This is a genomic window from Bacillus sp. JAS24-2 (genome assembly GCF_008274905.1).
Taxonomy (GTDB): domain Bacteria; phylum Bacillota; class Bacilli; order Bacillales; family Bacillaceae_G; genus Bacillus_A; species Bacillus_A cereus.
In genome coordinates, this window is the sequence record NZ_CP031068.1 from 4929756 (window position 1) to 4955774 (window position 26019).

Consider the following 26019-nt stretch of genomic DNA (forward strand, 5'->3'; position numbering starts at 1 on the left):
TTCCCCCCTAATTATTTTTTAAGTGTTAATGCGTGATCTAAAACTGCTTCTCCATTCATCATGCCGTAGTGCATTGGATTGATAACGTCGATTCCAACATTTTTCTCGTCAGCAAGCGTTTTCATTGAAGAGAGCATGTAACGAACCTGTGGTCCTAGTAATAACACATCTGCTTGGTCGATATTGTTTTTTACTGCATCCCCAGATACAGCCCAAATCTTTCCTTCTAGACCGCGAGCTTTTGCAGCCGCTTCCATTTTTGTAACTAGTAAACTTGTAGACATCCCTGCTGAACAACATAATAAAATATTCATTTGAAAATCCCCCTTGTGTAGTATAAAAAATTTATGTTTATTTATTTTTCTTTACGCTATTTATTAATGCAATTAGCGTGCCAACTTTTTAAAACCACTAAAATCAGTGCTTTTTCGAGCATTTTCTTTGTGTGTTAACGCTTTCAATTAGTGTGTCGTCCAAAAAAAACACAGTGTGTTATAAAACAACACGCTTTTAACACATAACTGTATGAAAATAGATTAGTGTTTAGTCGTCTAGTTGTGTTTAATATGAAAAAACACTAAAAAAACTTTTTCAATGAAAAATAATTCATTATTTTAACCCACTATTTAGTGAAATAAAAAAACCTTGCATAAGCAAGGTTCATTCATCCACCGACATCTTCCTATATAACTCTACAAACTCACTCGCTAATTCTTTCACCGTAATTGCATTCATTAAATGGTCTTGCGCGTGTACCATTAAAAGAGTAACTTCGGTCTTTTCGCCACCAGCCTCTTTCTGGATAAGCTCCGTTTGTACGCGGTGCGCCTCCTTTAATTCCTCTAGTGCTTCTTGTAATTTAGCTTCAGCTTCTGTAAACTCCCCACGCTTCGCACAATCAATTGCTTCCATTGAACAACTTCTCGCGTTTCCCCCATGCAAGATTAAATGAAAAGCTTTCGTCTCTATCGTATCCATTGTAGTTCTTTACTCCCCCTTTTCTTCCGCCAGTTTTTGTTTATCCCATATTTTTAAGAACGGTAAATAAATGAAGAATGCTAGCGCAAAGTTAACAAGTTGCAAAATAACACCTGAAATTTTCCCGCCCGATCCTAAATATCCACTAAAAAGAATAGGTGTCGTCCAAGGTACAGCGGCCCCACTCGGACGTGCAACCCATCCCCATTCCATTGCAAAGTAAGAAACAATCGTTAGGACGACTGGAACTAATATAAATGGAATTAGTAAAAGTGGGTTCATCACAATCGGCATACCAAAAGTTACCATCTCATTAATATTAAATATACCAGGTGCAATTGACAATCTCCCTAAACTTTTTAATTGTTGACTTCGTGCAAATAGTAACATTCCGACAACTAGAGCAAGCGTTGCACCAGAACCGCCCATATAAATCCATAAGTCAAAAAACTGTGCCGTAATCGTATTTGGTACATCTTGCCCAGCTTGAAAAGCAACTCGGTTTTGATCCATTAACGACAACCAAACGGGGCTCATTACACCACCAACAATAGTAGCACCATGAATTCCACAAGACCAAAGAACATGAACGAGAATAACTGCTATTATTGCGCCCCAAAGACTAGCGCCAAGTACACTAAGCGGTTCCTGTAAAATTTGTCCTACAATATTATGGATACTGCCAAAAGAAGTATTTTCTATAATTAAGCGCAAAATCCAAATAACTGTGACAACAATAAATCCTGGAACAAGTGCTGCAAATGAACGCGTGACAGCTGGTGGAACTGTCTCTGGCATCTTTATAATTATCTTTTTTTGTACAATAAACCGATAAAGTTCAGTAGATATAAGTGCAATAATCATTGCTACAAATAACCCTTGGCTTCCCATTAATGCAGCTGGGATAGCGCCTTCTACAAGTACACTTTCTTTTGTACTTGGTATAATATATGCAACTTGAAATGGAGTCGCAAGTAAAAACGTCACAAGCGACAATGCCCCGGATGCTAAAGCATCTACTTTATAATACTCTCCAAGTCTGTAAGCGATTCCAAAAACAGCTATTAAAGCCATTATATTAAAAGTTGCACTAACTGGATACCCTAAAGCTCGCTGCCAATTCTCCCCAAACAAACCTGCCATAAAATCGTTATATCCCGGTATCGGCAGTGCACTAATAATGAGGAAAAACGATCCAATAATTAAGAAAGGCATCGTTAAAATAATTCCATCTCGAATTGCTTGTAAATGCCTCTGCTCTGCAACCTTCCCTGCTACCGGCATCACATACTTCTCTAAAAACCGTATCATCTATCCCACTCTCCTCATGGTTTCATTAACAAAGCTGCTTGCAAGATAGCTTCTCCATTACAAAGTCCGTAATGAACAGATTGAATGACATCAACAGGTATCCCTTTATCCTTACATAGTTCTTTCATTTTCGGTAATAAATAACGTACTTGCGGTCCAAGTAAAAGGACATCAGCTTTATCAATATGACTATTCACTTCAGAACCTGATACTGCCCAGATTGTTACTTCTATCCCTCTTGCCTCTGCTGCTTTCTCCATCTTTGTAACAATCAAACTGGAAGACATTCCCGCTGCACAGCAAAGTAAAATATTCATCCCGCTTCCCTCCCCCTTTTTCTCTACCTAAGTTATGGTGCACTCCTTGCCACCACTAGGTTACAAATATATATGTCTAGATTTCCTGCTGTATGCCGAGCTTAAAAACAAAAATTTCTTCGTTTTCACGCTATTCCATTTATCCGTATTCTCCTAGTAAAGAGGACGCTAACTCGCTATAATAATTCAGTATGATTTTTTTAATTGATAGGAGGATATATTTATGAAGGCATATCGCTTTCCACTTATTTTGTTATCTTCTATCCTAATTGGTGGTTTCATTGGTTATTTCATGGGTGCCGATGCAGTTGCTTTAAAGCCGCTTGGTGACATTTTCTTAAACTTAATGTTTACGATTGTTGTACCTCTAGTGTTCTTTAGCATCGCATCGTCTATTGCTAATATGGATGGATTAAAACGTTTCGGTAAAATTATGTCTAGTATGGCTGGGACTTTCTTATTTACAAGTATTTTAGCTGCTATTTTTATGATTATTGTCGTGAAAGTATTCCCGCCAGCACAAGGTGTTGTACTAGAACTAACACAACCTGACAAAGCCGGCAAAGCTGTTAGTGTTGCAGATCAAATCGTCGGTATTTTAACAGTATCTGACTTCTCGAAGTTACTATCTCGTGAAAATATGTTAGCTCTTATTTTCTTCTCTATCTTAATGGGGATTGCAACTTCAGCAGTTGGCGAAAAAGGAAAGCCATTTGCTACATTCCTACAAGCTGGTGCAGAGATTTCAATGAAGGTTGTATCTTTCATTATGTACTACGCTCCAATCGGACTTGCTGCTTACTTCGCAGCATTAGTTGGCGAATTCGGACCACAACTTCTTGGAACTTACTTCCGAGCAGCAATGGTATACTATCCTGCTTCTCTCATTTATTTCTTTGTATTCTTCACATTCTATGCATACCTTGCAGGTCGCAAACAAGGTGTACAAGTATTTTGGAAGAACATGGTCTCTCCTACAGTTACATCACTTGCAACTTGTAGTAGTGCCGCAAGTATTCCAGCAAACTTAGAAGCAACAAAGAAAATGGGTATTTCTTCAGACGTTCGTGAAACAGTTGTCCTTCTTGGTTCTACTCTTCATAAAGATGGCTCTGTTTTAGGCGGCGTATTAAAAATTGCTTTCTTATTCGGTATTTTCAACATGGAATTCGAAGGACCGAAAACATTAGCAATCGCACTTGTTGTTTCTCTATTAGTAGGAACAGTAATGGGCGCTATTCCAGGCGGCGGTATGATTGGTGAAATGTTAATCGTTTCTTTATATGGCTTCCCGCCAGAAGCATTGCCAATTATCGCAGCAATCAGTACAATCATTGATCCTCCTGCAACGATGTTAAACGTAACAGCAGATAACGCTTGTGCCGTAATGACAGCTCGCCTTGTAGAAGGTAAGAACTGGATCAAAAACAAATTTGCTTAATAAATAGAAAGAGGATGCTCGTTTTGAGCATCCTCTTTCTTTGTTGTTAATCCATTCCGCCACAAATTTGTTAAAACCTTCACAAATATTCCACACCTCTTATCCATTCTCCGTACTATAATCATGTATGGAAAAGGAGATGGACACAATGACACAAAGCGCACCAGAATTTAAAGTTTTGCAAAGCATTGCATTTCTCGCTGTCGTTTTGCAAAGTTCTTTATTATATACAATGAATCAAGGAAATGTCTTACTTGAGCAATCCCTCGTTATGGGCATGCTATTTAATCTTGCAAAATTCTCAGCACCAGCATTCATATTTATCGTTGGATTTCACTTAATTCGTCACTATACAAAGCAATTAGTATATAAAGAATATATTTCCGAAAAAGCGATACACTTACTCATTCCTTATTTCTTTTGGTCTATTCTTTACTTATTAACAACAAATGATCTTATTACGTTACAAAGTGGAATAAAAAGTTTATTACTCGGAACAGCCGCTCCCCATCTTTGGTACGTTATTATGATGTTCCAAATTCACTTATTGTTCCCTTTACTATGCACACTTTTTTATTGGTTTCAAAAACGAACAGAAAATAAAAAAGACATATATAAATATATGACCTTTTTCGCTTGCCTATATTTTCTATTAATGTGGTTCTCTTCTCACTATATTTTTAATGGAGAAAAATTAACAAGTTCAACAATTTTACATTATACAGATCGATCATTTCTATTCTACTCATTCTATTTCGTTATGGGCGGCATTGCCGCTGTAGCACTAAAAACTTGGCGTCTATTCGTCATGAAACATATCCCGCTTATAACAATATTATTTTTCATCTTATTTTTATTCATCAATTATGAGTTGTTTAGTTTTTACGGAGCAAACTCTATTCATTTAACTGTTTCTACCTATTTAAAACCATCTATGTTTTTATATATCGTATGCGAAATTATCATACTGTATGTGTTATCTATTATGATAGTACAGCGTCGTGGTTTCTTATATAAAACGTTACGTTTCATTGGTAATTACACGTATGGTGCTTATTTAGCTCATTTATTCTTCTTGCAACTATGCACAAAACTTCTTTCCTTATTCACACTGCAAGAAAATACTATATTATATGCCCTATTACTATTTGTGTTAACGGCCATTATCTCTATTTCAACAATGGTCATTTGTAGCACAATACCATTTCATACTTGGATTACAGGGCCTTCTCCTACAACAAAGATGAAATGGACGAAGGTTGTATTACGAAAAAATCATAAAAAACTATTCAAGCCATATATTTGATATAATAATACGCATATAAAAAGAAAGCGAGAGACACCTATGATTAATCAAGTTGGACAAATTATGCTATATGTAAATAACCAAGACGAAACAGTACAATTTTGGACAGAAAAAGTAGGGTTCCAAATCATTGCGGAAGAAAATAACGGAAACGGATTCCGCTGGATTGAAATTGCACCGGCGAAAGAAGCAGGAACAAGCATCGTCCTTCACGATAAAGCGTTAATCGCGAAGATGCAACCTGAACTAAACCTAAATACGCCTTCACTTATGTTCTTCTCAAATGACTTAGACCGTCTATATAAAGATCTTTCTGAGAAAAATGTCACAGTTGGACAGGTTGTAGATTTACCTACTGGTAGAGCATTCAACTTTGCTGATAATGAAAATAATTACTTTGCAGTAATGGAACGCAAATAAAAAATAAGCTATCCGAAAAAATCGGATAGCTTATTTCATTTTAAGAAACTTGTTCTGCATTCGTTTCTCTATGCTGTATATGACTCGTGATCCAAGCAATTCCACCGGCAACAACGAGATAACATAACAATATTAAAATTTGCATTTGTAATTGCGACCAATCTCCTAAAGAAATAACATCTTGTAATCCTCTAAGAGAATGAGACATTGGGAGAAACTGTCCAATTTTGCTAAGAACAGCTATGTTTAATTCTCCTGGGAAAGTACCTCCGCTCGTCGCTAATTGCAGGACAAGAAGCGTTACCGCTAAGAACTTTCCAACAAGACCAAATACTGTTACTAGCATAAGAATAAATGTCATAAACGTAAAGGAAATAACAATACTTGATAAAACAAAGAGTGGCACACTTGCGACTTCTAATTTCATAACACCTAGCACAACTACATCTACGAGTAGCGCTTGAATGAGTCCAATTAAATATACCAATCCTAGTTTATTGATAAAATGTACCGTTCCGCTTACCTTCATGTTTTGTCTGCGGCCAAGAGGTAAAATATTCGATGCCATAATTCCGCCAACATAAAATGCAAGTGATAAGAAATATGGTGCAATGCCTGAACCGTAGTTAGGAACGTCAGAAACTGTTGACTTCACTAACTGAACTGGCTCTGAGAACATCGTATTGCGTGCATCATCATTACGAACATCCGCTATCTTCTCTGCGCCCTCTCCTAATTTCGTAGAAAGTTCTTTCGCACCATCATCAAGTTTAACAAGTCCATTTGTTAATTTACTAGCACCGTTATTCAGCTCTGTTCCACCACTCGCAAGCTGATTTACACCTTCTTGCAATGATGTAAAGCCATTTCCCCACTTCATAAATCCATCAGCCAAATTCGATGCACCATCTGCTATCTTTTTCGTTCCAGCAGTAGCTTCATTTAACTTAAATCCGAATGTATTCATGCCTTCTTCAATCTTATGTTGACCATCAGTAAGCTTCTTCGCACCTTGTGTCAATTGTTGTTGGCTATTATTTAAAGTACTTGTTGCTTTAGCTAGTCCATTAGACGTAGCAACAATTTTTTGAAAAGCGGGATCTTGCTGCACTTCTGGATGATTTTTCACGTACTCTTCTAATTGTTGTTTCACACTATTAGCCGCCCCATCCGCTTTTACTTGCCCTTCAGCAAGCTTCTCACTTCCGCTCACCCATTCATTTGTACCAGCACTTAATTCACTAACTCCTGATTGTAACGTTTTTTCACCTTGTGCTAATAACTCCATACCACTATGAAGTGATGTCGCTCCTTGACTCAGCTCATTTGCTCCCCCCGTTAAGGCAGATTGGCTAGACGCAAGCTTGTCACTTCCTTCTTTCAATTTCGATGTCCCGTCACTTAAACGATCAATACCATTCGCAAGCTGATTCGCTCCATTTTTTGCATCGGTCGTTCCTTCATGTAACTTCTCAGCACCATTACTTGCATCACTCAACCCTTGTGCCAAATCTTGAAACTTTGAAAAAACACCTTCTGTATATGATTTCGTAATACTATTCGAGATTTTTGTTTTCATATTTTCAACAGCCGTCGTTCCAATTTGAGCCGCTACAAAGTTTTTACCTGGATTTACTTTGTACTGCAATTGTGCCGGCTCTGGTTTCTCATTCATAAGTGTACTTACCTTTTTAGAGAAATCTTCCGGAATCGTAACAACCATATAATATTTATCTTCTTTTAACCCTTCATCAGCATTTTTTTCTGATACGAAATGAAAAGCCAATTCCTTATTCTCTTTTAAATTTTTAACAAAATCGTCTCCTGCATGAATTGTTTTTTCATCCATCGCAGCACCCTTATCTAAATTCACAACTGCAACAGGTAATTTATCTAATTTTCCGTACGGATCCCAATATCCAGCTAAAAAGAATCCTGAATAAATTAACGGAACGATTAATAAAAAAATTAAAGCGATACGTCCATGTTTATGGTGCCACATCGCTTTCCAATCTTTAAATATAAGTTTAATTCCCTTCATGAAACATACTCCTCTTCTAATTTAACACCCTTCGAATGGTTTAACAGATTTACTATACACGTCACTTTACATACTGTATAATACATCTTTAATTATTAATTCATTCCTTTTGGTCTATAGAAAGGAGACTCGAAATGGAACTGCTCCAGTTAAAATACTTTCAGACAGTTGCACGACTAGAACACATGACAAAGGCAGCTGAAGAATTGCATATCGCGCAACCTTCACTCAGCAAAACAATCGCTAGACTCGAAAAGGATTTAGGAGTTCCTTTATTTGATCGCCAAGGCCGACAGATTACTTTAAATTCTTTCGGAAAAGTATTTTTAAAACGAGTAGAGCGTATTTTTCATGAATTAAGTGAAGGAGAACGAGAAATTAAAGATTTAGCCGAATTACAACAAAGCTCTATTACACTGGCCGTTTCTATTCCAAGAATATTACCAGAACTACTTGGCTCTTTTTTACTAGAACATCCTAACGTTCGGTTCCAACAATTTCTTGCATCCACTCCTTCTATGAAACGACAACTAGATAATATAGAAATTGACTTTTGTATCTCCTCTGTGCCAATTGAAGGGGAAGAAATTGTTTGGGAACCACTTATTACAGAAGAAATCTTCTTAGTCGTCCCTTCAGGCCATCGTTTATCAGGCCGAGAAAATATCCACCTGCATGAAGTAAAAAACGAATCGTTTATTAGTATGAACACTGGCTATGGATTTCGACACTTAACGGATGAATTTTGCAAAGAAGCTGGTTTCACTCCGCATATTGCTTTTGAAGTAGATGAACCGACCGTGATTAGCGACCTCATTAAGCAAGGTCTCGGCATCGCTTTTGTTCCAAGTTTAACTTTATTAAAAAACTCTACTTTAGCATCAAGCAAGTTGCGTATTATTGAACCCAATTGTCAGCGAACCATCGGATTAAGTTGGTCAAAAAAACGCTACTTATCAAAAACAGCTCAGCAATTCCGTGAATTCGTGATTGATTACTTCTCCAACATTAGGACGTAAAATTATATCAACAAATAAAAGTTGCCACCCTCATATGGTGGCAACTTTTATTGTTCACTCTTTTTTAATTCCATTTCAGCTAAAAGTGGTAGTACATTATCAAAAATATGCGTATTATTATTTTCACCTGTTACATATCCACCATAATATCTACTAAATACGTTATCATTTCGGAATGTGGCCATATGATCATACAATTCTTTCGCAAACTTTTTATCACCTGTTTGTAGTACGTACAAAATCGTTAATCCGTATGCGGCTGGCGATTCATAATTCACAGTTTGTTTTCCCGTTTCTAAATTGTAACGACCGTATAGCTTTCCATCCTCCTGGAATTTCTTCTTTATAAATTCCAAATAAGCAGTTGATGAAAGACCACCTAAACTTCGATGATATGCAACGTATGATTGGTCAATAAGATTCACTTCTTTATCGTACGTAAATGTACCATCTTCTTTATACTCTTTCGGGAATGCCCAGCCATGCCTTGGATAGTCCGCTAAAAATTGAACGACTTCCTGATATTGCTGAGCAGAAACTTTGTCGTACTTCTTCATATAGGAGAATGCACGTGGATTTATGTATGATGTTGTTACAAAATTATTTTGTTTCCCTGCATCTGCATCATAATAATCAACATAATAATTATCTTTTTTATTATAACGAAGTACAGCATCACTTAATTGATCGGCAAGGTTTTTATAACGCTCTTCCTTATACATTTCATAAGCACGATATAATTGTTCTATAATACGAAGATCATCTATAAGTGCATTTGTAGCTGACTGCCTCTCTCCCTTTTCAGAGAGTTTCCATAAAACGATATGATTCTTATATACGAAATTATCTTGAATAACCTTTACTTGCTCATCAAATAACGCCTGATCATCTTTATCAAGTGTATATTGTAACCATAATCCCGCTGATTCTGATAAAGCTTCACGTCCCTTGGCTTCACCCGTACCTGCCTTAGTATCTACTAAACGATACGTGGCAAGAGTTCCATTGTCATTCACCATATGTCTTAAAATAAAATTTTCTGTACGGTTTCCTTGTAAAGCTGACCAAAATACAATTCCACCTAAAGCGATTAAGAAGATAACTCCAATCCCTATATATAAACGTTTCCGCAATCTTTTCACCTCCCTAGTAAGGCTAACCTTAATTTTATCAGAACATACATAAATTTAAAAAAGACAATCCACTAGATTGTCTCCCCCATTTCTATCCCTCGTAAACCTCTTTAGAAGGTTTATATAGCGATTGTACAAGCCGATCATATTCACGACGTGTAATCTCTTTATTATATAGCTTCAATAATAAATCTCTATGCTCTTTTGAAAATGCCATCTTTTTAATGACTTCAGGATACATAAAACACCCTCTCCATTTCACATAAACTTCTTCTTTTCTAAAAATAGAACTTATGTTCGCATAAAAGATTATAAAAGATTCCTGTAAAAAAAACAAACAAAACATGAGAAACTATTTATTTCTTTCTATTCAAAATATTACAACATTATATTATCATATTCACTTTTTAAATACATATATATTTTTGGTAGTTTTTTTGAATAAATCTTCCAATTCAATCAGAAAATAATGGCAAAAAGAAGAGGAGTTTACATATGGATACGGTAACATTAGCAAGAGCATTTTTTGGTTCTTCATTAGCATTCCACATTATTTTTGCAACACTTGGCGTCGGACTTTCATTGATGATTTTTATAAGCGAAATACTCTATCACTGGAAGAAAGACTCCGACTATGCCATTATGGCGAAAAGATGGACAAAGGCGTTTGCTATTCTTCTCGGTGTAGCAATTCCAACTGGAACAATTGTTGGTGTGCAAATCTCACTTCTTTGGCCTGGTTTCGCCAAAATTGTTGGGCAAGTTATTTCTGTTCCCTTCCAAATTGAGATTTTCGCCTTCTTTTTGGAGGCTTTATTCATGTCGATTTACGTATATGCAGCTGATAAACTTCCTCCATTTATGAGATTAATCTCGCTATTTTTCGTCATGCTTGGTGCCACGGCATCCGCCGTGCTTATTACATCAGCAAATACATGGATGAATACACCAGCAGGCTTTTCAATGAATCCAGATGGATCTGTTTTTAACGTTGATCCGTGGAAAGCTTTCTTTAATCCAAGTTTTGGCACAAGTGCATTTCATGTCGTTATTACGGCTTATGCAACCGGTGCGGCTGTCATTGCTTCTATTGCTGGATTTAAATTATTGAAGAAAAATTTAAGTACACGTGAAATTGCTTATCATAAAAAAGGGCTGCTATTAGGGCTTGTCGTTACATTTATTACAGGCGCTACGATGTGGCTTTCAGGACATGAATCAGCGATTGCCTTACATAAACACTCACCTGAAAAACTTGCATCTGCTGAAGCTTTATTTGAAACGACATCACACGCACCGCTATCCATTGGCGGAGTTGTGGATCCTAATACACTTGAACTAAACTATGCACTTGAAATTCCAAACATGCTTAGCTTATTAGTGGGACTAGACCCTAGCACTGTCGTAAAAGGACTAAACGAATTCCCACAAGAAACATGGCCACCATTTTATACACATACACTATTCAACTTAATGGTAGGAACTGCTGCGTTTACCTTTGCTGTTGCAACAATTGCACTCTTATATTGGTATTTCGTGTACCGAAAAAAGGGAACAGAACTACCGAAGTGGCTACTTTGGGGGGCTGCCGCATGCGGACCAATTATGATGCTCGGTATTGAATTCGGATGGATTTTCAGTTGTAGCGGTCGTCAACCATGGACAATTTATGGTATGCAACGTACCGTCGATGCATCTACACGCGCTGATTTCGTCGGTCCTTTATTTGTTTTGTTCATCATTTTGTATATTGGACTCGCTATTTTAACAGTCATTGTTCTACGGACATTCTTTAGAAGACATCCATTAAAGAATGATTTACAACACCAAGGAGGCGATTCTCATGTATGAGGAAAGTATTGCAATCATCATCTTATGGGCCCTTATTTTCGTATACAGTATACTAGGGTCCATTGATTTTGGCGCTGGTTTTTGGGGCATGGTATACGCAAAACATCCGACGCTCGCTGCTAAACTTGCGAATCGGTACTTATCACCAACTTGGGAAGTAACAAATACGTTTCTCGTTTTCGTCGTTGTCGCATTTCTCGGCTTCTTTCCGAAAGCGGCCTTTACTCTTGCGACAGTAATGTTCGTACCAGTTATGTTAATTTTAGTGCTCATTGCAGTACGTAGTACATTTATGGTATTTGCTTACTCCTTGCCAAAATACCAATACCTTCTTCGGGTTATTTCAGGTATTACTGGTCTATTAATTCCAGCACTATTAATTACCGTTTTACCCGTTACAGAGGGAGCCTATATTACAATGTCTGAAGGAAAGGAAGTACTCCTATATGGAAAACTTCTTGCTAGCCCAGTTATCTACTGTTATATGCTCTTCGGACTAACTTCTGAACTATTTCTCTCCTCTCTCTTTCTTGCTGATTTTTCGAGAGAACAAAGTTCAGAAGATACGTATAGAATTTATAGAAGAAATGCTATCATCCTTGGTCCTGCAACGCTCGTTACGGCAATTATTGCCCTCGTTGTAATGGATCCAGAAACACATTGGGTTATGCAAGGATTAATAAAGCAATTCCCGTGGTTTACAGTTTCTATTGTTTTATTCGTTATCGGATACTCGTCCCTTTGGTGGACAAACAAAAAGTACAATACACTAGGATACCCTCGCATTGCCGTTTTAGCTGTCGTCGCTCAATATGCATTTGCAAGCTATGCTTACGGGGTCGCGCATTTACCGTATATTATTTATCCTGACGTAACTGTATTTACAAGCTTTACAACGAAAGAAACGTTCTATGCACTGCTCATTCTATACGCAATTGGGATTGCAATTTTATTACCAGGATTTATTTTCTTCTGGAACTTATTCTTGAAGGATCGTACTTTTTTGAAGGAAAAATAATATAGCATTGGAGTCTGTTCCAAAAGGCATTTTGGGATAGACTCCTTTTGTCGTGTTTTGTCGATAAGTCGATATATTTTAAAAATCGCTGATATATTTTGAGTTGCGCCCATATAAATTTCATTTACTATCTTACTGCCCAATAATTTATAGACTCCTCTCATAATAGTTATTTCACTATTCGTGACACTTGTCCTTTAGCATGAAAAACACATATTCGGTTCATCTCGTTATACGTCTAGTTCTTCTTATTTTTTGCTGAATATACTACCAATATAAACTTGAGACAAGCTACATCTGTTCAAGGGAAAATAGAAAGGTAGGCAAAATATGAGCATTGAAATATGGATTACTATTATTGTATTTTTCTTAACGATGATCGTTATCTTTTGGCGACCTCGCGGCTTAAATGAGGCATGGCCAGCAGCAATCGGAGCTGGTATCATCATAATTACTGGACTTGTATCAAAACCAGACATCATGGATATTATAAGTAAAATTGGCGGTGCTTCCATAACAATATTAGCAACTATTGTTATGGCAGTTATATTAGAAAGCTTCGGCTTCTTCCATTGGTCCGCAGCGAAACTGGCAAATCTAGCGAAAGGTTCTGGACGCCGTCTATACTGGTATATTCAATTATTATGTTTTCTTATGACTCTTTTATTTAATAACGACGGTAGTATTTTAATTACAACTCCCATTTTAATTCTTCTTCTAAAAAACCTTCAATTAAAACCACATCAACAAATTCCTTATTTATTAAGTGGTGCTTTAATCGCTACGGCATCTAGTGCACCAATTGGTGTAAGTAATATCGTAAATTTAATCGCATTAAACATCGTCCATATGACTCTTTATATGCATACCGCTATGATGTTTGTACCTGCAACATTAGGCTTATTATTTATGTCATGGCTCATGTATACAGTTTTGAAGAAAAAACTTCCGAAAAAATTACCTGTTTCTTCATATGATATTGAAGAAATTTTCTTCACGAAAAACTTCCATCCACTAAAAGGAAATAATTCTGTCGATACGAAACAAAAACGGACAAGATTCATGTTAAAAGTATTAGGTTTCGTCTTCCTTATGCGCTGTCTTCTATTCGTTGCATCCTTCTTATCCATCCCAATTGAAATCGTTGCGGTACTTGGTTCACTCGTTCTGCTCATTTGGAGATGGTACTACTTACGAACAAATCCTGTCGACATTTTGAAAAAGACACCGTGGCACATTTTAATTTTCGCCTTCTCTATGTACGTCATTATTTACGGACTACACAACGCAGGATTAACAGCTGCACTTGTACAATGGCTCGAGCCAGTTGTGAATCAGCATCTACTCTATGCTAGCTTTGCAATGGGCGGACTTGTATCCATCCTCTCTAACGTCTTCAATAACCATCCTGCCCTTATGATTGGTACAATCACATTAACAGAAATGGGACTAGATCCAGTCACATTAAAAACTATCTATCTTGCAAACATCATTGGTAGTGACATCGGTTCACTATTACTACCAATTGGTACGCTAGCTTCACTCATTTGGATGTATATTCTGAAACAAAACAAAATTAAAGTAAAATGGAAAGACTATTTAAGTGTATCCCTTATCGTTATCCCGCTCACAACAGTCGTCACACTATTCCTCTTATTCTACTGGGTACATCTCTTCTTCGCCTTATAAACAACAGAAGCCCCATTTGCTACCGTCTTAGCAAATGGGGCTTCTTCTATAATAAAGTTAGGTACTACAGTGTGATCAATTAAGTAAAGAGGTGTAACATGTTATTGATATAAATGACTACCAGCTTCTTTAAATTCTTCTGCTTTCTCTTTCATTCCTTTTTCAATTGCTTCTGTCGTTTCTAAATCATTTTCTTTTGCATATTCACGAATATCATGTGAAATTCTCATACTACAAAACTTCGGTCCACACATTGAACAGAAGTGAGCTGTCTTTGCCCCTTCTGCAGGCAACGTTTCATCATGATATTCCATCGCACGTTCAGGATCTAAAGATAAATTAAATTGATCGCGCCAACGGAATTCGAAGCGTGCTTTTGAAAGTGCATCATCACGCTGATGAGCCGTTTTATGTCCTTTCGCAAGATCAGCCGCATGCGCTGCAATTTTGTACGTAATAACACCCGTGCGTACATCATCTTTGTTTGGCAAACCTAAATGTTCTTTAGGCGTTACATAACAAAGCATCGCTGTTCCAAACCAGCCAATCATCGCAGCTCCAATTGCAGATGTAATATGGTCATAACCTGGTGCAATATCTGTCGTTAGTGGCCCAAGTGTGTAAAACGGCGCGCCCTGACAAATATCAAGCTCTTTCTCCATATTCTCTTTAATTAAGTGCATCGGTACGTGTCCAGGTCCTTCAATCATAACTTGCACATCATGTTTCCAAGCAATTTTTGTTAATTCACCAAGTGTTTCAAGCTCAGAAAACTGTGCTTCGTCATTTGCATCTGCAATAGACCCTGGACGTAATCCATCTCCAAGAGAGAACGAAACATCATACTGCTTCATAATTTCACAAATCTCTTCAAAGTGAGTATATAGGAAGTTTTCTTTATGATGGAATAAACACCACTGTGCCATAATCGAACCACCGCGCGAAACGATACCTGTCGTACGCTTTGCCGTGATTGGAATATAACGAAGCAATACACCAGCGTGAATCGTAAAGTAATCAACGCCTTGCTCCGCCTGCTCAATTAACGTATCACGATATACTTCCCACGTTAAATCTTCTGCAATTCCGTTTACTTTTTCCAGCGCTTGATAGATCGGTACAGTTCCAACTGGTACAGGCGCGTTACGAATAATCCACTCACGCGTCGTATGAATATTTTTACCTGTAGATAAATCCATAATCGTATCCGCACCCCAGCGCGTTGCCCATGTCATCTTCTCTACTTCTTCTGCAATCGAAGAAGATACAGCTGAGTTTCCGATATTCGCGTTTACCTTCACATGAAAATTACGCCCGATGATCATCGGTTCAGCTTCTGGATGATTAATATTCGCTGGTAAAATAGCGCGGCCTTCTGCGATTTCCTTACGAACAAACTCCGGCTCTACCCCTTCACGAATCGCAACATATTCCATCTCAGACGTAATAATGCCATTACGTGCATAGTGCATTTGCGTAACATTTGCACCTTGCTTTGCTCTAAGTGGCTGGCGATCCATTTGCGGGAAAACAGGTGTATGCTTCGAAGCTACTTTCACACCGTCATCCTCTGGTTTCACTTCACGCCCTTCGTATGCTTCTACATCACCACGCCCCATAATCCAAGAGTGGCGCGGCGTTGGAATTCCTTTTTCCAACTCGACCTTATACGCAGGATCTGTATAAGGACCGCTCGTATCATACACACGGATTGGTGGATTTGGAACGCCATTCGTTTCGCTTTGTTCAATCTCACGCATCGGCACTTTCATACCTTCTCGTGGTCCATCCACATATACTTTCTTACTCCCTGGTAAACTCGACTTCAATTCAATTTGCTCAGCTGAAACAGATTGTTTCATAAATTTTGTTGCCCCCCTGTTCGTGACAAGGACAAGATATGGCCAGCGCATGCCAAAATAAAAAGAGCCAGGTCCATAAAAAAATAAGGACCTGGCTCATAAAGACATCATTATGTAAAGCCGTTAACTTCCCTACGCTGGTACGAGCCAGATCAGGTCCAAAGGGTTAAGAAGTTCACGCGCTTCTCTCTCAGCCTACGCATACGTTAGGCACCCCTAGTTTATCACTGATTTAATTTTCAATACTTTCCCATCATACACGATAATCTGAAAAATGAAAAGTTTATTTCTTTTGCTCTTTACGGAATCATCCACGTTAAATAATACGCTTGCACATACGTCATAATACCAACAATAATTACGAAGAATAAGCTATGCTTCACTGTAAAACGGAACAAATCCGATTCTTTTCCAGCAAGACCAACCGCCGCACAAGCGATCGCAATCGACTGCGGGGAAATCATTTTCCCTGTTACACCGCCTGTTGTATTTGCTGCAACAAGAAGCACTTCAGATACGCCGACTTGCTGCGCTGTAATGGCTTGTAAATTTGAGAACAGTGCATTCGCAGACGTATCAGACCCTGTTAGGAATACGCCAATCCAGCCTAAGAATGGTGAGAAGAACGGGAATAGTCCGCCAGTTCCGGCTAATGCTAACGCTAACGTAGAAGATAGACCAGAATAGTTTGCGATAAATGCAAACCCTAGTACGAATCCGATAGATAGAATTGGCATTTTTAATTCGCTTAACGTTTCTTTAAATGTCACTACTGCATCTTTTACATTCATTTTCAAAATAAACATGGAAATGATACAAGCAATTAAAATTGCTGTTCCAGTTGCCGATAATACATCAAACTTCAAAATTGCCTCGTAAGGCGTTGGTTTATTTACAATTGGCTCTGCTTTCATTACTAAATTATGCAGACCTGGAATTTCAAACTTAAATACAAGACTTTCTAAAGCCCCTCCTGGAGCGAATAATGCCTTAAAGAAACTTTGGCTCCAAATGACTACCATAACCGTTAATACGATAAATGGAGACCATGCTTTCACTACTTTTCCAAACGTTAATTTCGGCATCGATGCCGCTGTCGTTGTTACTGCTACTTCACTATTTGCTTGCCCGGATTGATAAATTTCTTTCGGCTGCCAAACTTTTAAGAACAGCGCTAAACTAATTAAACTTACAAGTGCCGATGTAATATCCGGAAGTTCCGGTCCTAAAAATGTCGCTGTAATGAACTGCGTAATCGCAAATGAACTACCCGCTACAAGTAACGCAGGCCACGTTTGTCTTATACCTTTAAATCCATCCATTAAAAATACGATAAAGAATGGAACAAATAATGATAGGAACGGTAATTGATGCCCAGCCATTTGTCCAATTTTATGTGGATCAATACCTGTTACTTGTCCAGCAACTGTAATCGGAATTCCCATCGCTCCGAACGCCACTGGTGCAGTATTTGCAATCAAACAAAGACCTGCTGCGTATAAAGGATTTAACCCAAGACCCGCAAGAAGCGCTGCTGTAATCGCTACTGGTGCCCCAAATCCTGCCGCTCCTTCTAAAAATGCTCCAAATGAAAATCCAATTAAAATAACGAGTAGACGATGATCGTTCGTAATCGATAATACCGATGCACGAATCACATCAAATTGACCTGTTTTCACAGAAATTTTATATAAAAATACGGACATAATGATAATCCAAGCAATTGGCCATAACCCATACAAAAAACCGTACCCGGTTGCTGCCATTGCCATCGTGAACGGCATTTTATAAGCGAATAACGCTACTAAAACTGTAAGTACAACTGTAATAAATCCTGCCACATACCCCTTCATGCGGAAAACTGCTAAAGCTAAGAAAAAAAAGATAATCGGAATAAGTGCGACCGCTGCCGAAATCCAAATGTTTCCGAATGGATCATAAACTTGTGTCCATGTGTTCATTGTTCTCTCCCCCTAAAGAATCCCCTTTTAAATAGAATAACCTCATCAATAGACTATCAGGTCATCATACCTTTAAGCCTAAAATAAAAAAACGTTTAAGAAAACGTTTTCAACAACTTTCATTTATACTGTACCATAACAATTTCTATTAAAAAAGATTTTTTTGAAAATTTTATTATTTAACAGAAAATCTTACAAAATCGTCACGTTCTTGTAATGTTCATCGATAGGAAGTTTGCTAAAATTATTGCATAATAATAGTATAACAACAGAAATTATTCATGAGGTGATATATATGAACGGAAATAAAATATTAGCTGCGTTATCATACTTTAGTGTACTATTTGCCCCTATCTTATTCCCTATTATCGTTTGGATCGTGGGAGACGCTGAAACAAAACCACATGCAAAACGTGCTCTATGGACACACATCATTCCAAGTATCGCTACATTCATTGGCGTAACTATTCTAGGAATTATGGGTCTTGGATCTGATCAACCAGATGTAACACTTGGAATTGGATCAATGATTGTCTTAGCTATTTGCGGAATCATCAGCTTATACTACTTCATCTGGAACATTGTAAAAGGAATTAAAGTGCTGAAAGCTTAATTTTAAACAAATGTTTGTTTAAAAAGGGCCCCTTGCAATTTGCAAGGGGCCCTTTTCCTAATTCGTTCACTTTATCTTCTGCGTTTCTTCTTTTTTCTCATCATTTTCTTTCGGCGCGTATTCACTTTATCCGCTATAATGTGGAGCGTACTTGCCACAACAATTCCCATTAAGAACGTTACAATTTCAACCTCATGCTTCTTCGCAATTTCTATTAAATTACCATCCAGTGCGATTACATTTAATAGTAATAAAAATGGAGAAAAGACGATTAACATGTACGCAATACGAATTACATCACCAAGTATAATCGTATGTGTAAAGAAAGATCGATGCGGCATTACTTTCTTATAAGGATACCAAAATATACGTAAGAAACCCCATTTGTTATAAGCATTACTGTACGTATCTAAATCTGGTGTTAAAAATGAAGTACCTACTAAAAAACCAATCGCAAAAGTTAATAAAAAATCAAAATTTGTTAATCCATACGAAAAGAGCAAAAACAAAACAACCGGAAGGGATATTAAGTTTATTTTCGTATGCGTTCTTCCTGATGGCATAATGCACTTCCTCGCTTACGTTCGTCCTGTCACCTTATGACAGGTTTCACCTATTGACCTAATTTCTGATCGATAAATGTTGTGTCTATATCCGAACCAAACCATTCTGCCAACTTCACTCGTGCCTTATCTTTCACATCTTCATTGACGTATAACGACACCTGTATTAGTGCGGCCGTTAACGCCCCCAAATCATCCGTATAGCCAATTCCAGCAATGAAATCTGGAATCGCATCAATCGGTGCAATAAAATAAGCAAGTGCTCCAATTACAATAATTTTCACTCGTTTTGGAACATCGGGTCTTTGCAAAACGTAAAACAGTAATAAACTTGCATAAATGACAGATTGCCCTGCTTGCTTTGCAACATGTTTTACTTTCTTCCAAAACGCTTCAACTGAAAATTTTTGTTTCATGTAAAAAGCCTCCCTATTTTTAAAAAGAAATAAGCTACAATATGTTATCAGTAAAAGTTCATGGAAATTACACAAAACCTATCAATGAACTTTTATTGTAACAAACAAACCAAAAAAGAACAAGTGTTCGTTAATTTTCACACTATTTCCTTCATATAATAGATTTCTAGATAACCCTTACCCATCTTCATTTCTTATTTCTCAACAAAGAAAATTTTCACTTCCACTTAACATTCTGCTCTACCTTTGTTATATTTTCTAGTTGACGGACATATAAACGAATGTTAAAGTTTTCTCTGGTAGTGACAAATCTTATACAAAAAATGTAAAATGTTATAGTGTTTCTCAGAAATGAATTTTGTTGTATAATACAGAAATGACGTTATGCTTATGAGCAACAAAAGAAACCAAAAGGGTATGCATAGTTATAGTCGTATATGGGTGAATATAGAACCTTTAATTATGGCCAAGAAAACTATGTATTTTTTATTTTAGCATTTTTCGCTCCAAAATCGACCAAGCCTGATAGAGAAAGGGTGGAAATGAATGAAAGAAACCTTGAAATCACAATTTCAAAATGTGCGTTTCACTGTATTCGTAGCTTTAGCCTTATGGCTGAAAACTTACCTTATTACACGCACAAGCTTTGATTTAAAACTTGAATCTTTCATGCAAGAATTCATTTTATTCCTTAGCCCATTAGCAGCATCATTACTGCTTGTTGGTCTTGCATTATTTGCAAAAGGGAAAAAACGTAACTATATAGCACTTGGAATTAATTTTGTCTTAACAATCGTTCTTGTTGGTAACGTAATGTTCTACGGATTCTACAATGACTTCGTTACATTACCGGTGCTAGGACAAACATCTAACTTCGGAAGTTTAGGTTCTAGTGTGCAAGAATTATTTAACTACAAAATTATTCTTGCATTTGCAGACATTATCGTTTTCTTCGTTCTATTAAAGAAAATGAAGAACTTTGCACCTACAGAGCGTGTAGCACGCCCGATGCGTTCTCTATACTTCGTATCAACAGTTGCTATTTTCTTCGCAAACTTAGGACTTGCAGAAGCTGAACGCCCAGAACTATTAACACGTTCATTCGACCGCGTTATGCTTGTTAAAAACTTAGGATTATATGTACATCAAGTATACGATCTTGGCTTACAAGCAAAATCAAGTTCACAAAAAGCGTTCGCTGACGGTAGTAAATTACAAGAAACAGAAAACTACGTAAAAACAACACAAAGTAAACCAGATCCAAATATGTTCGGTACTGCAAAAGGGAAAAACGTAATTGTTGTCTCTCTTGAGTCATTACAAACATTCTTAATTGGTGCAACAGTTAATGGACAAGAAGTTACACCATTCTTAAACCAATTTACGAAAGAAAGTTATTACTTTGATAACTTCTTCCATCAAACTGGTCAAGGTAAAACATCTGATGCTGAATTCCTAGTAGATACTTCGTTATATCCACTAGACCGCGGTGCTGTATTCTTCACACACGGTAACAATGAATATACAGCAACTCCAGAAATTTTACGTCAGCAAGGGTATCACACGTCGGTATTCCACGCAAACAACGCAACATTCTGGAACCGTAACATTATGTATCCAGCACTTGGTTATGATCGTTACTACAACGAGCTTGACTACAAGATTACGCCAGAAACAAAATTAAACTGGGGATTAAAAGATATCGAGTACTTCGATCAATCTATTGATATGCTAAAACAAGTGAAGCAACCATTCTATACTCGCTTCCTTACTTTAACGAATCATTACCCATTCACTTACGATGACAGTACAAAATTAATCGATGAATACAATTCTGGTGATGGAGTATTTGACCGTTACATGGTAACTGCTCGTTACTTAGACGAAGCAATGAAACACTTTATTGAGCGTCTAAAAGCAGAAGGTATTTACGACAACTCAGTAATCGTATTCTACGGTGACCACTACGGTATTTCTGAAAACCATAACCGTGCAATGGCACAGTTCTTAGGAAAAGAAGAAATCACTGCATTTGACCATATGAACTTACAAAAAACACCGATGTTTATTCACGTTCCAGGTCAAAAAGAAGGTAAAACAATTTCGAAACCAACTGGTGAAATTGACATTAAACCAACTATTCTAAACTTACTTGGTGTAGATTCTACAAATGACGTTCGATTCGGTCATGATGTATTCTCACCTGATAATAAAGGATTCGTTGTTCTTCGTGACGGTAGCTTCGTTACAGATAAATACATGTACACAAACAGTACATTCTATGACCGTGCTACTGGCGAAGTTGTACAATTACCGAAAGAAGAATCCCAGCCACTAATTGATCGTGCCCAAAATGAATTGAACATGTCTGATAAAATCATTGAAGGTGACTTACTTCGCTTCTCTGAAAGTAATAAGATCAAAACTGGTGAAGTAAAAACAGTTATTAAAGAAGAAAAGAAGAGCGCTGAGTAATCTCAGCCTCTTTTTTATTTTCTTCCATACAACTACTTATATTCATTAACTTTAAAATTACATAACCTTTACCAAATATTCACATAGTGTTAATGAAGAATCTCTATAATAAAATATGCAAACGAGGTTCTACATATTTCTTATCTCTCATCTTTCGTAAGATCCCTTAAAGAAATGTGTAAATCTTTTGTTTCTACTTTCTTATAATTGTCTTTCAACTTGTTTTGTTTCCATACACAAAGCATTCAACGAGACAATGTCCCTATGAAAGATAGCTACCCTCCTTGTGCAGCATTCCATAAGAATGTTGCTTTTTTTTATTTAAAAGCAGGATTCTCATTTCTTATTTTCGAATTTGTATATACAAAATGCTGTAAAGTGAAACTTTAATCAGCCCTCATCAATCGGGCATTTACGGGCAGTGATTCGCCCACTTCACTTCTTTGCTCTACCCGAATTTGTAAGTAGGGGCTTTACTGCCGTTAATGCGGGGTAGATCATCCTTATTTCTCTATGATTTACAAATACATATATGGTCATATGTAGAGAATTGCTCACATAAAAATTACTATAGTGATTTTTATCTCGCATGAATGAAAGTTTCACGTTACTTACGTACTTACGAAAGGATGGGACGGAAATTGGCATACGAAAAATTTGTACTTTGGAATGATGAAGTTATTGATACAACAAAACAACAAACGTACATAGAACTTGAAGAGAGAGGTTCGCAGTTCGGAGATGGTGTCTATGAGGTTATTCGCCTATATAAAGGGAACTTTCATTTATTAGATCCGCACATAACGAGATTATATCGATCCATGGAAGAAGTAGAATTATCGCTCCCTTTCTCAAAAGCTGAGCTCATCACTTTACTTTACAAATTAATTGAACGAAACCATTTCCACGAAGATGGCACCATTTATTTGCAAGTATCTCGTGGTGTACAAGCTCGCACACATGTATTTTCATATGACAACCCTCCGACAATTTATGCCTATATTACAAAAAAAGAACGACCAGCTTTATGGATTGAATATGGTATACGCGCTATATCAGAACCCGATACTCGATGGCTACGCTGTGACATTAAATCATTAAATTTATTACCAAACGTACTAGCTGCTACGAAAGCTGAACGGAAAGGCTGTAAAGAGGCACTTCTCGTAAGGAACGGTATTGTAACGGAAGGAAGCCATTCCAACTTCTTTTTAATTAAAAACGGAACGCTTTACACACATCCAGCCAATCACCTTATTTTAAATGGCATTATTCGTCAATATGTCCTTTCTTTAGCGAATACTCTTCACATTCCTGTGCAGGAAGAACTTTTCAGCGTTCGTGACGTTTATCAAGCAGATGAATGCTTTTTTACAGGCACAACGATTGAAATTTTACCAATGACCCACCTTGATGGGACCGCGATTCAAGATGGGCAAGTTGGGCCTATCACCAAAAAACTGCAAAAATCTTTTAATCAAATCTTATTACAATCCAATATGGCATCTTCTTAAACACGAATAATTTCTGTCCTTTCATATTCAATATATGCATTTAAATGGAAATCAAGGTGTAATTTTATGCCTTGATTTTTTTCTTGTAATCTTTTTGTCATATTCAGATTCCTATATAAGTCTTGACAGTAATCGACATGCTCTTTAGAATTTTTAACAGTTGGTAAATATTTCTTCACTACATTACAGACAGAAAGGAATCGACAAATTATGAAAAAGTATCTTGCCGGTCTTGCGGCAGTGTCTGTAGCAGGAGGAGCAGCACCTACACTTGATAGTGTTCAAGCTGCACCTGAACAAAATACACAAAAAGCTGCTACAACTGTCCAAGCTTCTGCATCAAACAGCTCATCTTATAAGGTAAACGCGAGCGTATTACATGTTCGTGCGGGATCAAGCACTTCTCACGACATCATCTCACGCGTTTATAACGGTCAATCACTAAACGTGATTGGCGAAGAAAACGGTTGGTTCAAAATTAACATTAATGGACAAACAGGCTTTGTTAGTGGCGAATTTGTATCAAAAAGTGGCGCAGCAAACAACAATGTAAGTACAGGTGGAAACAATAAAGTTACCGCTGATGTATTACGTGTACGTACAGCTCCTAACACATCTAGTTCTGTTTCTGGGCGTGTATATGAAGGACAAACATTAAACGTAATTGGACAAGAAAATGGTTGGGTGAAAATTAACCATAATGGACAAGTAGGTTATGTAAGTGGCGAATTCGTATCTGGCGTTTCTTCTAATACAGGTTCTTCAAACAACAATACGAATAATAACAACCAAGAAGTAAAACCAGCAAGCGGAAACTATACAGTAAATGTATCTTCCCTTCGCGTTCGTACAGGTCCTAGCACTTCTCACACAACTGTAGGTTCTGTGACAAAAGGACAAGTAGTACAAGTTGTTGGAGAAGTTCAAGATTGGTTCAAAATCAATTACGCAGGACAAACTGCTTATGTAAGCAAAGACTATGTAACAAAAGGCGGTTCTAACGAAAACGTTACAGAAGGCAACAAACAAGAGCAAAACAATAATAATGGAACTATTCAAACTGGCGGTTCTTACGTAGTTAACGCTACGTCTTTACGTGTTCGTACAGGCCCTGCCGCTTACCATAGTGTAATTGGTGGCGTTTTAAACGGTACAACATTAAACGTAGTTGGATCTGAAAACGGTTGGTTTAAAGTAAATTACCAAGGAAAAACAGGCTTTGTTAGTAGCGAATTTGTAAAATTCGTTAAAGGTGGCACTACTACTCCTGAGCAACCAAAACAACCTGAAAAACCTAACCAAGGTGCGATTGGCGACTACTACATTAATGCTTCTGCACTAAATGTACGTAGCGGCGAAGGTACAAATTATAGAATCATAGGCGCACTTCCACAAGGACAGAAGGTTCAAGTAATCTCTGAAAACTCTGGATGGAGCAAAATTAACTACAACGGTCAAACTGGTTATATCGGAACACGTTACCTATCTAAAACACCAGTTGGAGGCGCAGTAGATAATAAGCCTAACAATAACCAAAATAACAATCAAAACAATAGCAACAATAATAATACAGGCAACAATAGCGGCGACAGTTCTTCCGTACTTGCATATGCAAAATCAATGCAAGGTGTACCGTACGTTTGGGGCGGAACTTCTGCTAACGGCGTAGACTGCAGTGGCTACATCTACCACGTATTTAAGAAATTTGGTCATAACATTAGCCGCCAAAGTGTTGCAGGATATTGGAGTAGCCTACCACAAACTTCAAGTCCACAACCTGGTGACTTAATTTATTTCCAAAACACTTATAAATCTGGTCCTTCTCACATGGGTATTTACCTTGGGGGCGGATCATTTATCCAAGCTGGAGATAAAGGTGTAGCAATCGCTTCATTAAGTAACTCTTATTGGAAGAGCCACTTCTTAGGATACACGAAAGCACCTTAATTAATAGTTTCAAAGCCTTCTAGTTTACTAGAAGGCTTTTTTGTACGATTTCAACACATTACTCCCTTTCCTCTAGCTTCCCTCTATAAAAATAATGTATCCATTCTTCCATTTCATACACTTTATTCTGCAAAAACAATGCAT

At 37.3% G+C, this 26019-nt stretch carries 22 protein-coding genes and 1 riboswitch; of the genes, 11 read left to right on the forward strand and 11 right to left on the reverse strand.

Annotated elements, in window-relative coordinates:
• Positions 1 to 11: 11 nt before the first annotated feature.
• The 4 genes from DN407_RS25705 to DN407_RS25720 form a co-directional block, all read right to left on the reverse strand.
• The gene (locus DN407_RS25705) at positions 12 to 314 is read right to left on the reverse strand and encodes a PTS sugar transporter subunit IIB (protein ID WP_001023563.1); all 303 of its coding nucleotides are present in this window, start codon (positions 312 to 314) and stop codon (positions 12 to 14) included.
• Positions 315 to 660: 346 nt separating this feature from the next.
• A complete protein-coding gene (locus DN407_RS25710; RefSeq protein WP_000379645.1) occupies positions 661 to 978 on the reverse strand; it encodes a PTS sugar transporter subunit IIA in 318 nt (105 codons plus the stop codon).
• 9 nt (positions 979 to 987) lie between these two features.
• Positions 988 to 2289: a PTS cellobiose transporter subunit IIC gene (gene celB / locus DN407_RS25715; protein ID WP_000617782.1), complete on the reverse strand. Its 1302-nt coding sequence runs from the start codon at positions 2287 to 2289 to the stop codon at positions 988 to 990.
• Positions 2290 to 2303: 14 nt separating this feature from the next.
• Complete coding sequence (locus DN407_RS25720; RefSeq protein WP_001023554.1) at positions 2304 to 2606, reverse strand: PTS sugar transporter subunit IIB; 303 nt, start codon at positions 2604 to 2606, stop codon at positions 2304 to 2306.
• 223 nt (positions 2607 to 2829) lie between these two features.
• Between DN407_RS25720 and DN407_RS25725 the strand changes: the two genes are divergently transcribed.
• The 3 genes from DN407_RS25725 to DN407_RS25735 all read left to right on the forward strand — a co-directional run bounded on the left by DN407_RS25725 (position 2830) and on the right by DN407_RS25735 (position 5773).
• Positions 2830 to 4047, forward strand: coding sequence for a dicarboxylate/amino acid:cation symporter (locus DN407_RS25725; protein WP_000649376.1), 1218 nt, complete (start codon positions 2830 to 2832; stop codon positions 4045 to 4047).
• 148 nt (positions 4048 to 4195) lie between these two features.
• A complete protein-coding gene (locus DN407_RS25730; protein WP_098280636.1) occupies positions 4196 to 5353 on the forward strand; it encodes an acyltransferase in 1158 nt (385 codons plus the stop codon).
• 39 nt (positions 5354 to 5392) lie between these two features.
• Positions 5393 to 5773, forward strand: coding sequence for a VOC family protein (locus DN407_RS25735; protein ID WP_000610162.1), 381 nt, complete (start codon positions 5393 to 5395; stop codon positions 5771 to 5773).
• 40 nt (positions 5774 to 5813) lie between these two features.
• Here DN407_RS25735 and DN407_RS25740 read toward each other — a convergent pair whose 3' ends face one another.
• Entirely contained in the window at positions 5814 to 7814 is a 2001-nt protein-coding gene (locus tag DN407_RS25740; protein WP_098280635.1) for a YhgE/Pip domain-containing protein, read from the reverse strand.
• Between the two features lie 134 nt (positions 7815 to 7948).
• Between DN407_RS25740 and DN407_RS25745 the strand changes: the two genes are divergently transcribed.
• A complete protein-coding gene (locus DN407_RS25745) occupies positions 7949 to 8833 on the forward strand; it encodes a LysR family transcriptional regulator (RefSeq protein WP_065845557.1) in 885 nt (294 codons plus the stop codon).
• A gap of 47 nt (positions 8834 to 8880) precedes the next feature.
• Here DN407_RS25745 and DN407_RS25750 read toward each other — a convergent pair whose 3' ends face one another.
• Positions 8881 to 9966 (reverse strand): hypothetical protein, encoded by a 1086-nt coding sequence (locus tag DN407_RS25750; protein WP_048568618.1) that lies wholly within the window; start codon positions 9964 to 9966, stop codon positions 8881 to 8883.
• Positions 9967 to 10057: 91 nt separating this feature from the next.
• The gene (locus tag DN407_RS31760; RefSeq protein ID WP_000283181.1) at positions 10058 to 10207 is read right to left on the reverse strand and encodes a hypothetical protein; all 150 of its coding nucleotides are present in this window, start codon (positions 10205 to 10207) and stop codon (positions 10058 to 10060) included.
• A gap of 254 nt (positions 10208 to 10461) precedes the next feature.
• Between DN407_RS31760 and cydA the strand changes: the two genes are divergently transcribed.
• The 3 genes from cydA (at position 10462) to DN407_RS25765 (ending at position 14524) form a co-directional block, all read left to right on the forward strand.
• Positions 10462 to 11817, forward strand: a complete 1356-nt coding sequence (gene cydA, locus DN407_RS25755; RefSeq protein WP_000381987.1) for a cytochrome ubiquinol oxidase subunit I — start codon at positions 10462 to 10464, stop codon at positions 11815 to 11817.
• Positions 11810 to 12835 carry a cytochrome d ubiquinol oxidase subunit II gene (locus tag DN407_RS25760; protein WP_149216705.1) on the forward strand — a complete coding sequence of 342 codons (1026 nt, stop codon included), beginning with the start codon at positions 11810 to 11812 and terminating at the stop codon, positions 12833 to 12835. Before cydA ends, DN407_RS25760 begins: the two co-directional genes overlap by 8 nt.
• A gap of 330 nt (positions 12836 to 13165) precedes the next feature.
• Complete coding sequence (locus tag DN407_RS25765; RefSeq protein WP_000021120.1) at positions 13166 to 14524, forward strand: arsenic transporter; 1359 nt, start codon at positions 13166 to 13168, stop codon at positions 14522 to 14524.
• Positions 14525 to 14625: 101 nt separating this feature from the next.
• Here DN407_RS25765 and thiC read toward each other — a convergent pair whose 3' ends face one another.
• A complete protein-coding gene (thiC, locus tag DN407_RS25770; protein WP_000814479.1) occupies positions 14626 to 16386 on the reverse strand; it encodes a phosphomethylpyrimidine synthase ThiC in 1761 nt (586 codons plus the stop codon).
• A gap of 112 nt (positions 16387 to 16498) precedes the next feature.
• Positions 16499 to 16614: riboswitch (TPP riboswitch) on the reverse strand.
• Between the two features lie 71 nt (positions 16615 to 16685).
• Positions 16686 to 18347, reverse strand: coding sequence for an L-lactate permease (lldP, locus tag DN407_RS25775; RefSeq protein ID WP_001099339.1), 1662 nt, complete (start codon positions 18345 to 18347; stop codon positions 16686 to 16688).
• 295 nt (positions 18348 to 18642) lie between these two features.
• Between lldP and DN407_RS25780 the strand changes: the two genes are divergently transcribed.
• On the forward strand, positions 18643 to 18960 hold the full coding sequence (locus DN407_RS25780; RefSeq protein WP_001014099.1) for a magnetosome magnetite crystal formation protein family: 318 nt from the start codon (positions 18643 to 18645) through the stop codon (positions 18958 to 18960).
• A 71-nt stretch (positions 18961 to 19031) separates the two neighbouring features.
• Here the strand turns inward: DN407_RS25780 and DN407_RS25785 are convergent, their stop codons facing one another.
• Together DN407_RS25785 and DN407_RS25790 are read right to left on the reverse strand one after the other, a co-directional pair.
• A complete protein-coding gene (locus DN407_RS25785; RefSeq protein WP_001139060.1) occupies positions 19032 to 19523 on the reverse strand; it encodes a metal-binding protein in 492 nt (163 codons plus the stop codon).
• A 50-nt stretch (positions 19524 to 19573) separates the two neighbouring features.
• Complete coding sequence (locus DN407_RS25790) at positions 19574 to 19939, reverse strand: YkvA family protein (protein WP_000810369.1); 366 nt, start codon at positions 19937 to 19939, stop codon at positions 19574 to 19576.
• 546 nt (positions 19940 to 20485) lie between these two features.
• Between DN407_RS25790 and DN407_RS25800 the strand changes: the two genes are divergently transcribed.
• The 3 genes from DN407_RS25800 (at position 20486) to DN407_RS25815 (ending at position 25875) form a co-directional block, all read left to right on the forward strand.
• On the forward strand, positions 20486 to 22414 hold the full coding sequence (locus DN407_RS25800) for an LTA synthase family protein (RefSeq protein WP_098377650.1): 1929 nt from the start codon (positions 20486 to 20488) through the stop codon (positions 22412 to 22414).
• Between the two features lie 629 nt (positions 22415 to 23043).
• Positions 23044 to 23928: a D-amino-acid transaminase gene (locus DN407_RS25805; RefSeq protein ID WP_074595267.1), complete on the forward strand. Its 885-nt coding sequence runs from the start codon at positions 23044 to 23046 to the stop codon at positions 23926 to 23928.
• 210 nt (positions 23929 to 24138) lie between these two features.
• Positions 24139 to 25875: a C40 family peptidase gene (locus DN407_RS25815; RefSeq protein ID WP_070184475.1), complete on the forward strand. Its 1737-nt coding sequence runs from the start codon at positions 24139 to 24141 to the stop codon at positions 25873 to 25875.
• Positions 25876 to 26019: the final 144 nt, after the last annotated feature.

What these genes read in the sequence shown, in the direction of transcription:
- DN407_RS25705 (WP_001023563.1), bottom strand. Translation starts at nt 314, where the DNA reads ATGAATATTTTATTATGTTGTTCAGCAGGGATGTCTACAAGTTTACTA.
- DN407_RS25710 (WP_000379645.1), bottom strand. Translation starts at nt 978, where the DNA reads ATGGATACGATAGAGACGAAAGCTTTTCATTTAATCTTGCATGGGGGA.
- celB (WP_000617782.1), bottom strand. Translation starts at nt 2,289, where the DNA reads ATGATACGGTTTTTAGAGAAGTATGTGATGCCGGTAGCAGGGAAGGTT.
- DN407_RS25720 (WP_001023554.1), bottom strand. Translation starts at nt 2,606, where the DNA reads ATGAATATTTTACTTTGCTGTGCAGCGGGAATGTCTTCCAGTTTGATT.
- DN407_RS25725 (WP_000649376.1), top strand. Translation starts at nt 2,830, where the DNA reads ATGAAGGCATATCGCTTTCCACTTATTTTGTTATCTTCTATCCTAATT.
- DN407_RS25730 (WP_098280636.1), top strand. Translation starts at nt 4,196, where the DNA reads ATGACACAAAGCGCACCAGAATTTAAAGTTTTGCAAAGCATTGCATTT.
- DN407_RS25735 (WP_000610162.1), top strand. Translation starts at nt 5,393, where the DNA reads ATGATTAATCAAGTTGGACAAATTATGCTATATGTAAATAACCAAGAC.
- DN407_RS25740 (WP_098280635.1), bottom strand. Translation starts at nt 7,814, where the DNA reads ATGAAGGGAATTAAACTTATATTTAAAGATTGGAAAGCGATGTGGCAC.
- DN407_RS25745 (WP_065845557.1), top strand. Translation starts at nt 7,949, where the DNA reads ATGGAACTGCTCCAGTTAAAATACTTTCAGACAGTTGCACGACTAGAA.
- DN407_RS31760 (WP_000283181.1), bottom strand. Translation starts at nt 10,207, where the DNA reads ATGTATCCTGAAGTCATTAAAAAGATGGCATTTTCAAAAGAGCATAGA.
- cydA (WP_000381987.1), top strand. Translation starts at nt 10,462, where the DNA reads ATGGATACGGTAACATTAGCAAGAGCATTTTTTGGTTCTTCATTAGCA.
- DN407_RS25760 (WP_149216705.1), top strand. Translation starts at nt 11,810, where the DNA reads ATGTATGAGGAAAGTATTGCAATCATCATCTTATGGGCCCTTATTTTC.
- DN407_RS25765 (WP_000021120.1), top strand. Translation starts at nt 13,166, where the DNA reads ATGAGCATTGAAATATGGATTACTATTATTGTATTTTTCTTAACGATG.
- thiC (WP_000814479.1), bottom strand. Translation starts at nt 16,386, where the DNA reads ATGAAACAATCTGTTTCAGCTGAGCAAATTGAATTGAAGTCGAGTTTA.
- lldP (WP_001099339.1), bottom strand. Translation starts at nt 18,347, where the DNA reads ATGAACACATGGACACAAGTTTATGATCCATTCGGAAACATTTGGATT.
- DN407_RS25780 (WP_001014099.1), top strand. Translation starts at nt 18,643, where the DNA reads ATGAACGGAAATAAAATATTAGCTGCGTTATCATACTTTAGTGTACTA.
- DN407_RS25785 (WP_001139060.1), bottom strand. Translation starts at nt 19,523, where the DNA reads ATGCCATCAGGAAGAACGCATACGAAAATAAACTTAATATCCCTTCCG.
- DN407_RS25790 (WP_000810369.1), bottom strand. Translation starts at nt 19,939, where the DNA reads ATGAAACAAAAATTTTCAGTTGAAGCGTTTTGGAAGAAAGTAAAACAT.
- DN407_RS25800 (WP_098377650.1), top strand. Translation starts at nt 20,486, where the DNA reads ATGAAAGAAACCTTGAAATCACAATTTCAAAATGTGCGTTTCACTGTA.
- DN407_RS25805 (WP_074595267.1), top strand. Translation starts at nt 23,044, where the DNA reads ATGGGACGGAAATTGGCATACGAAAAATTTGTACTTTGGAATGATGAA.
- DN407_RS25815 (WP_070184475.1), top strand. Translation starts at nt 24,139, where the DNA reads ATGAAAAAGTATCTTGCCGGTCTTGCGGCAGTGTCTGTAGCAGGAGGA.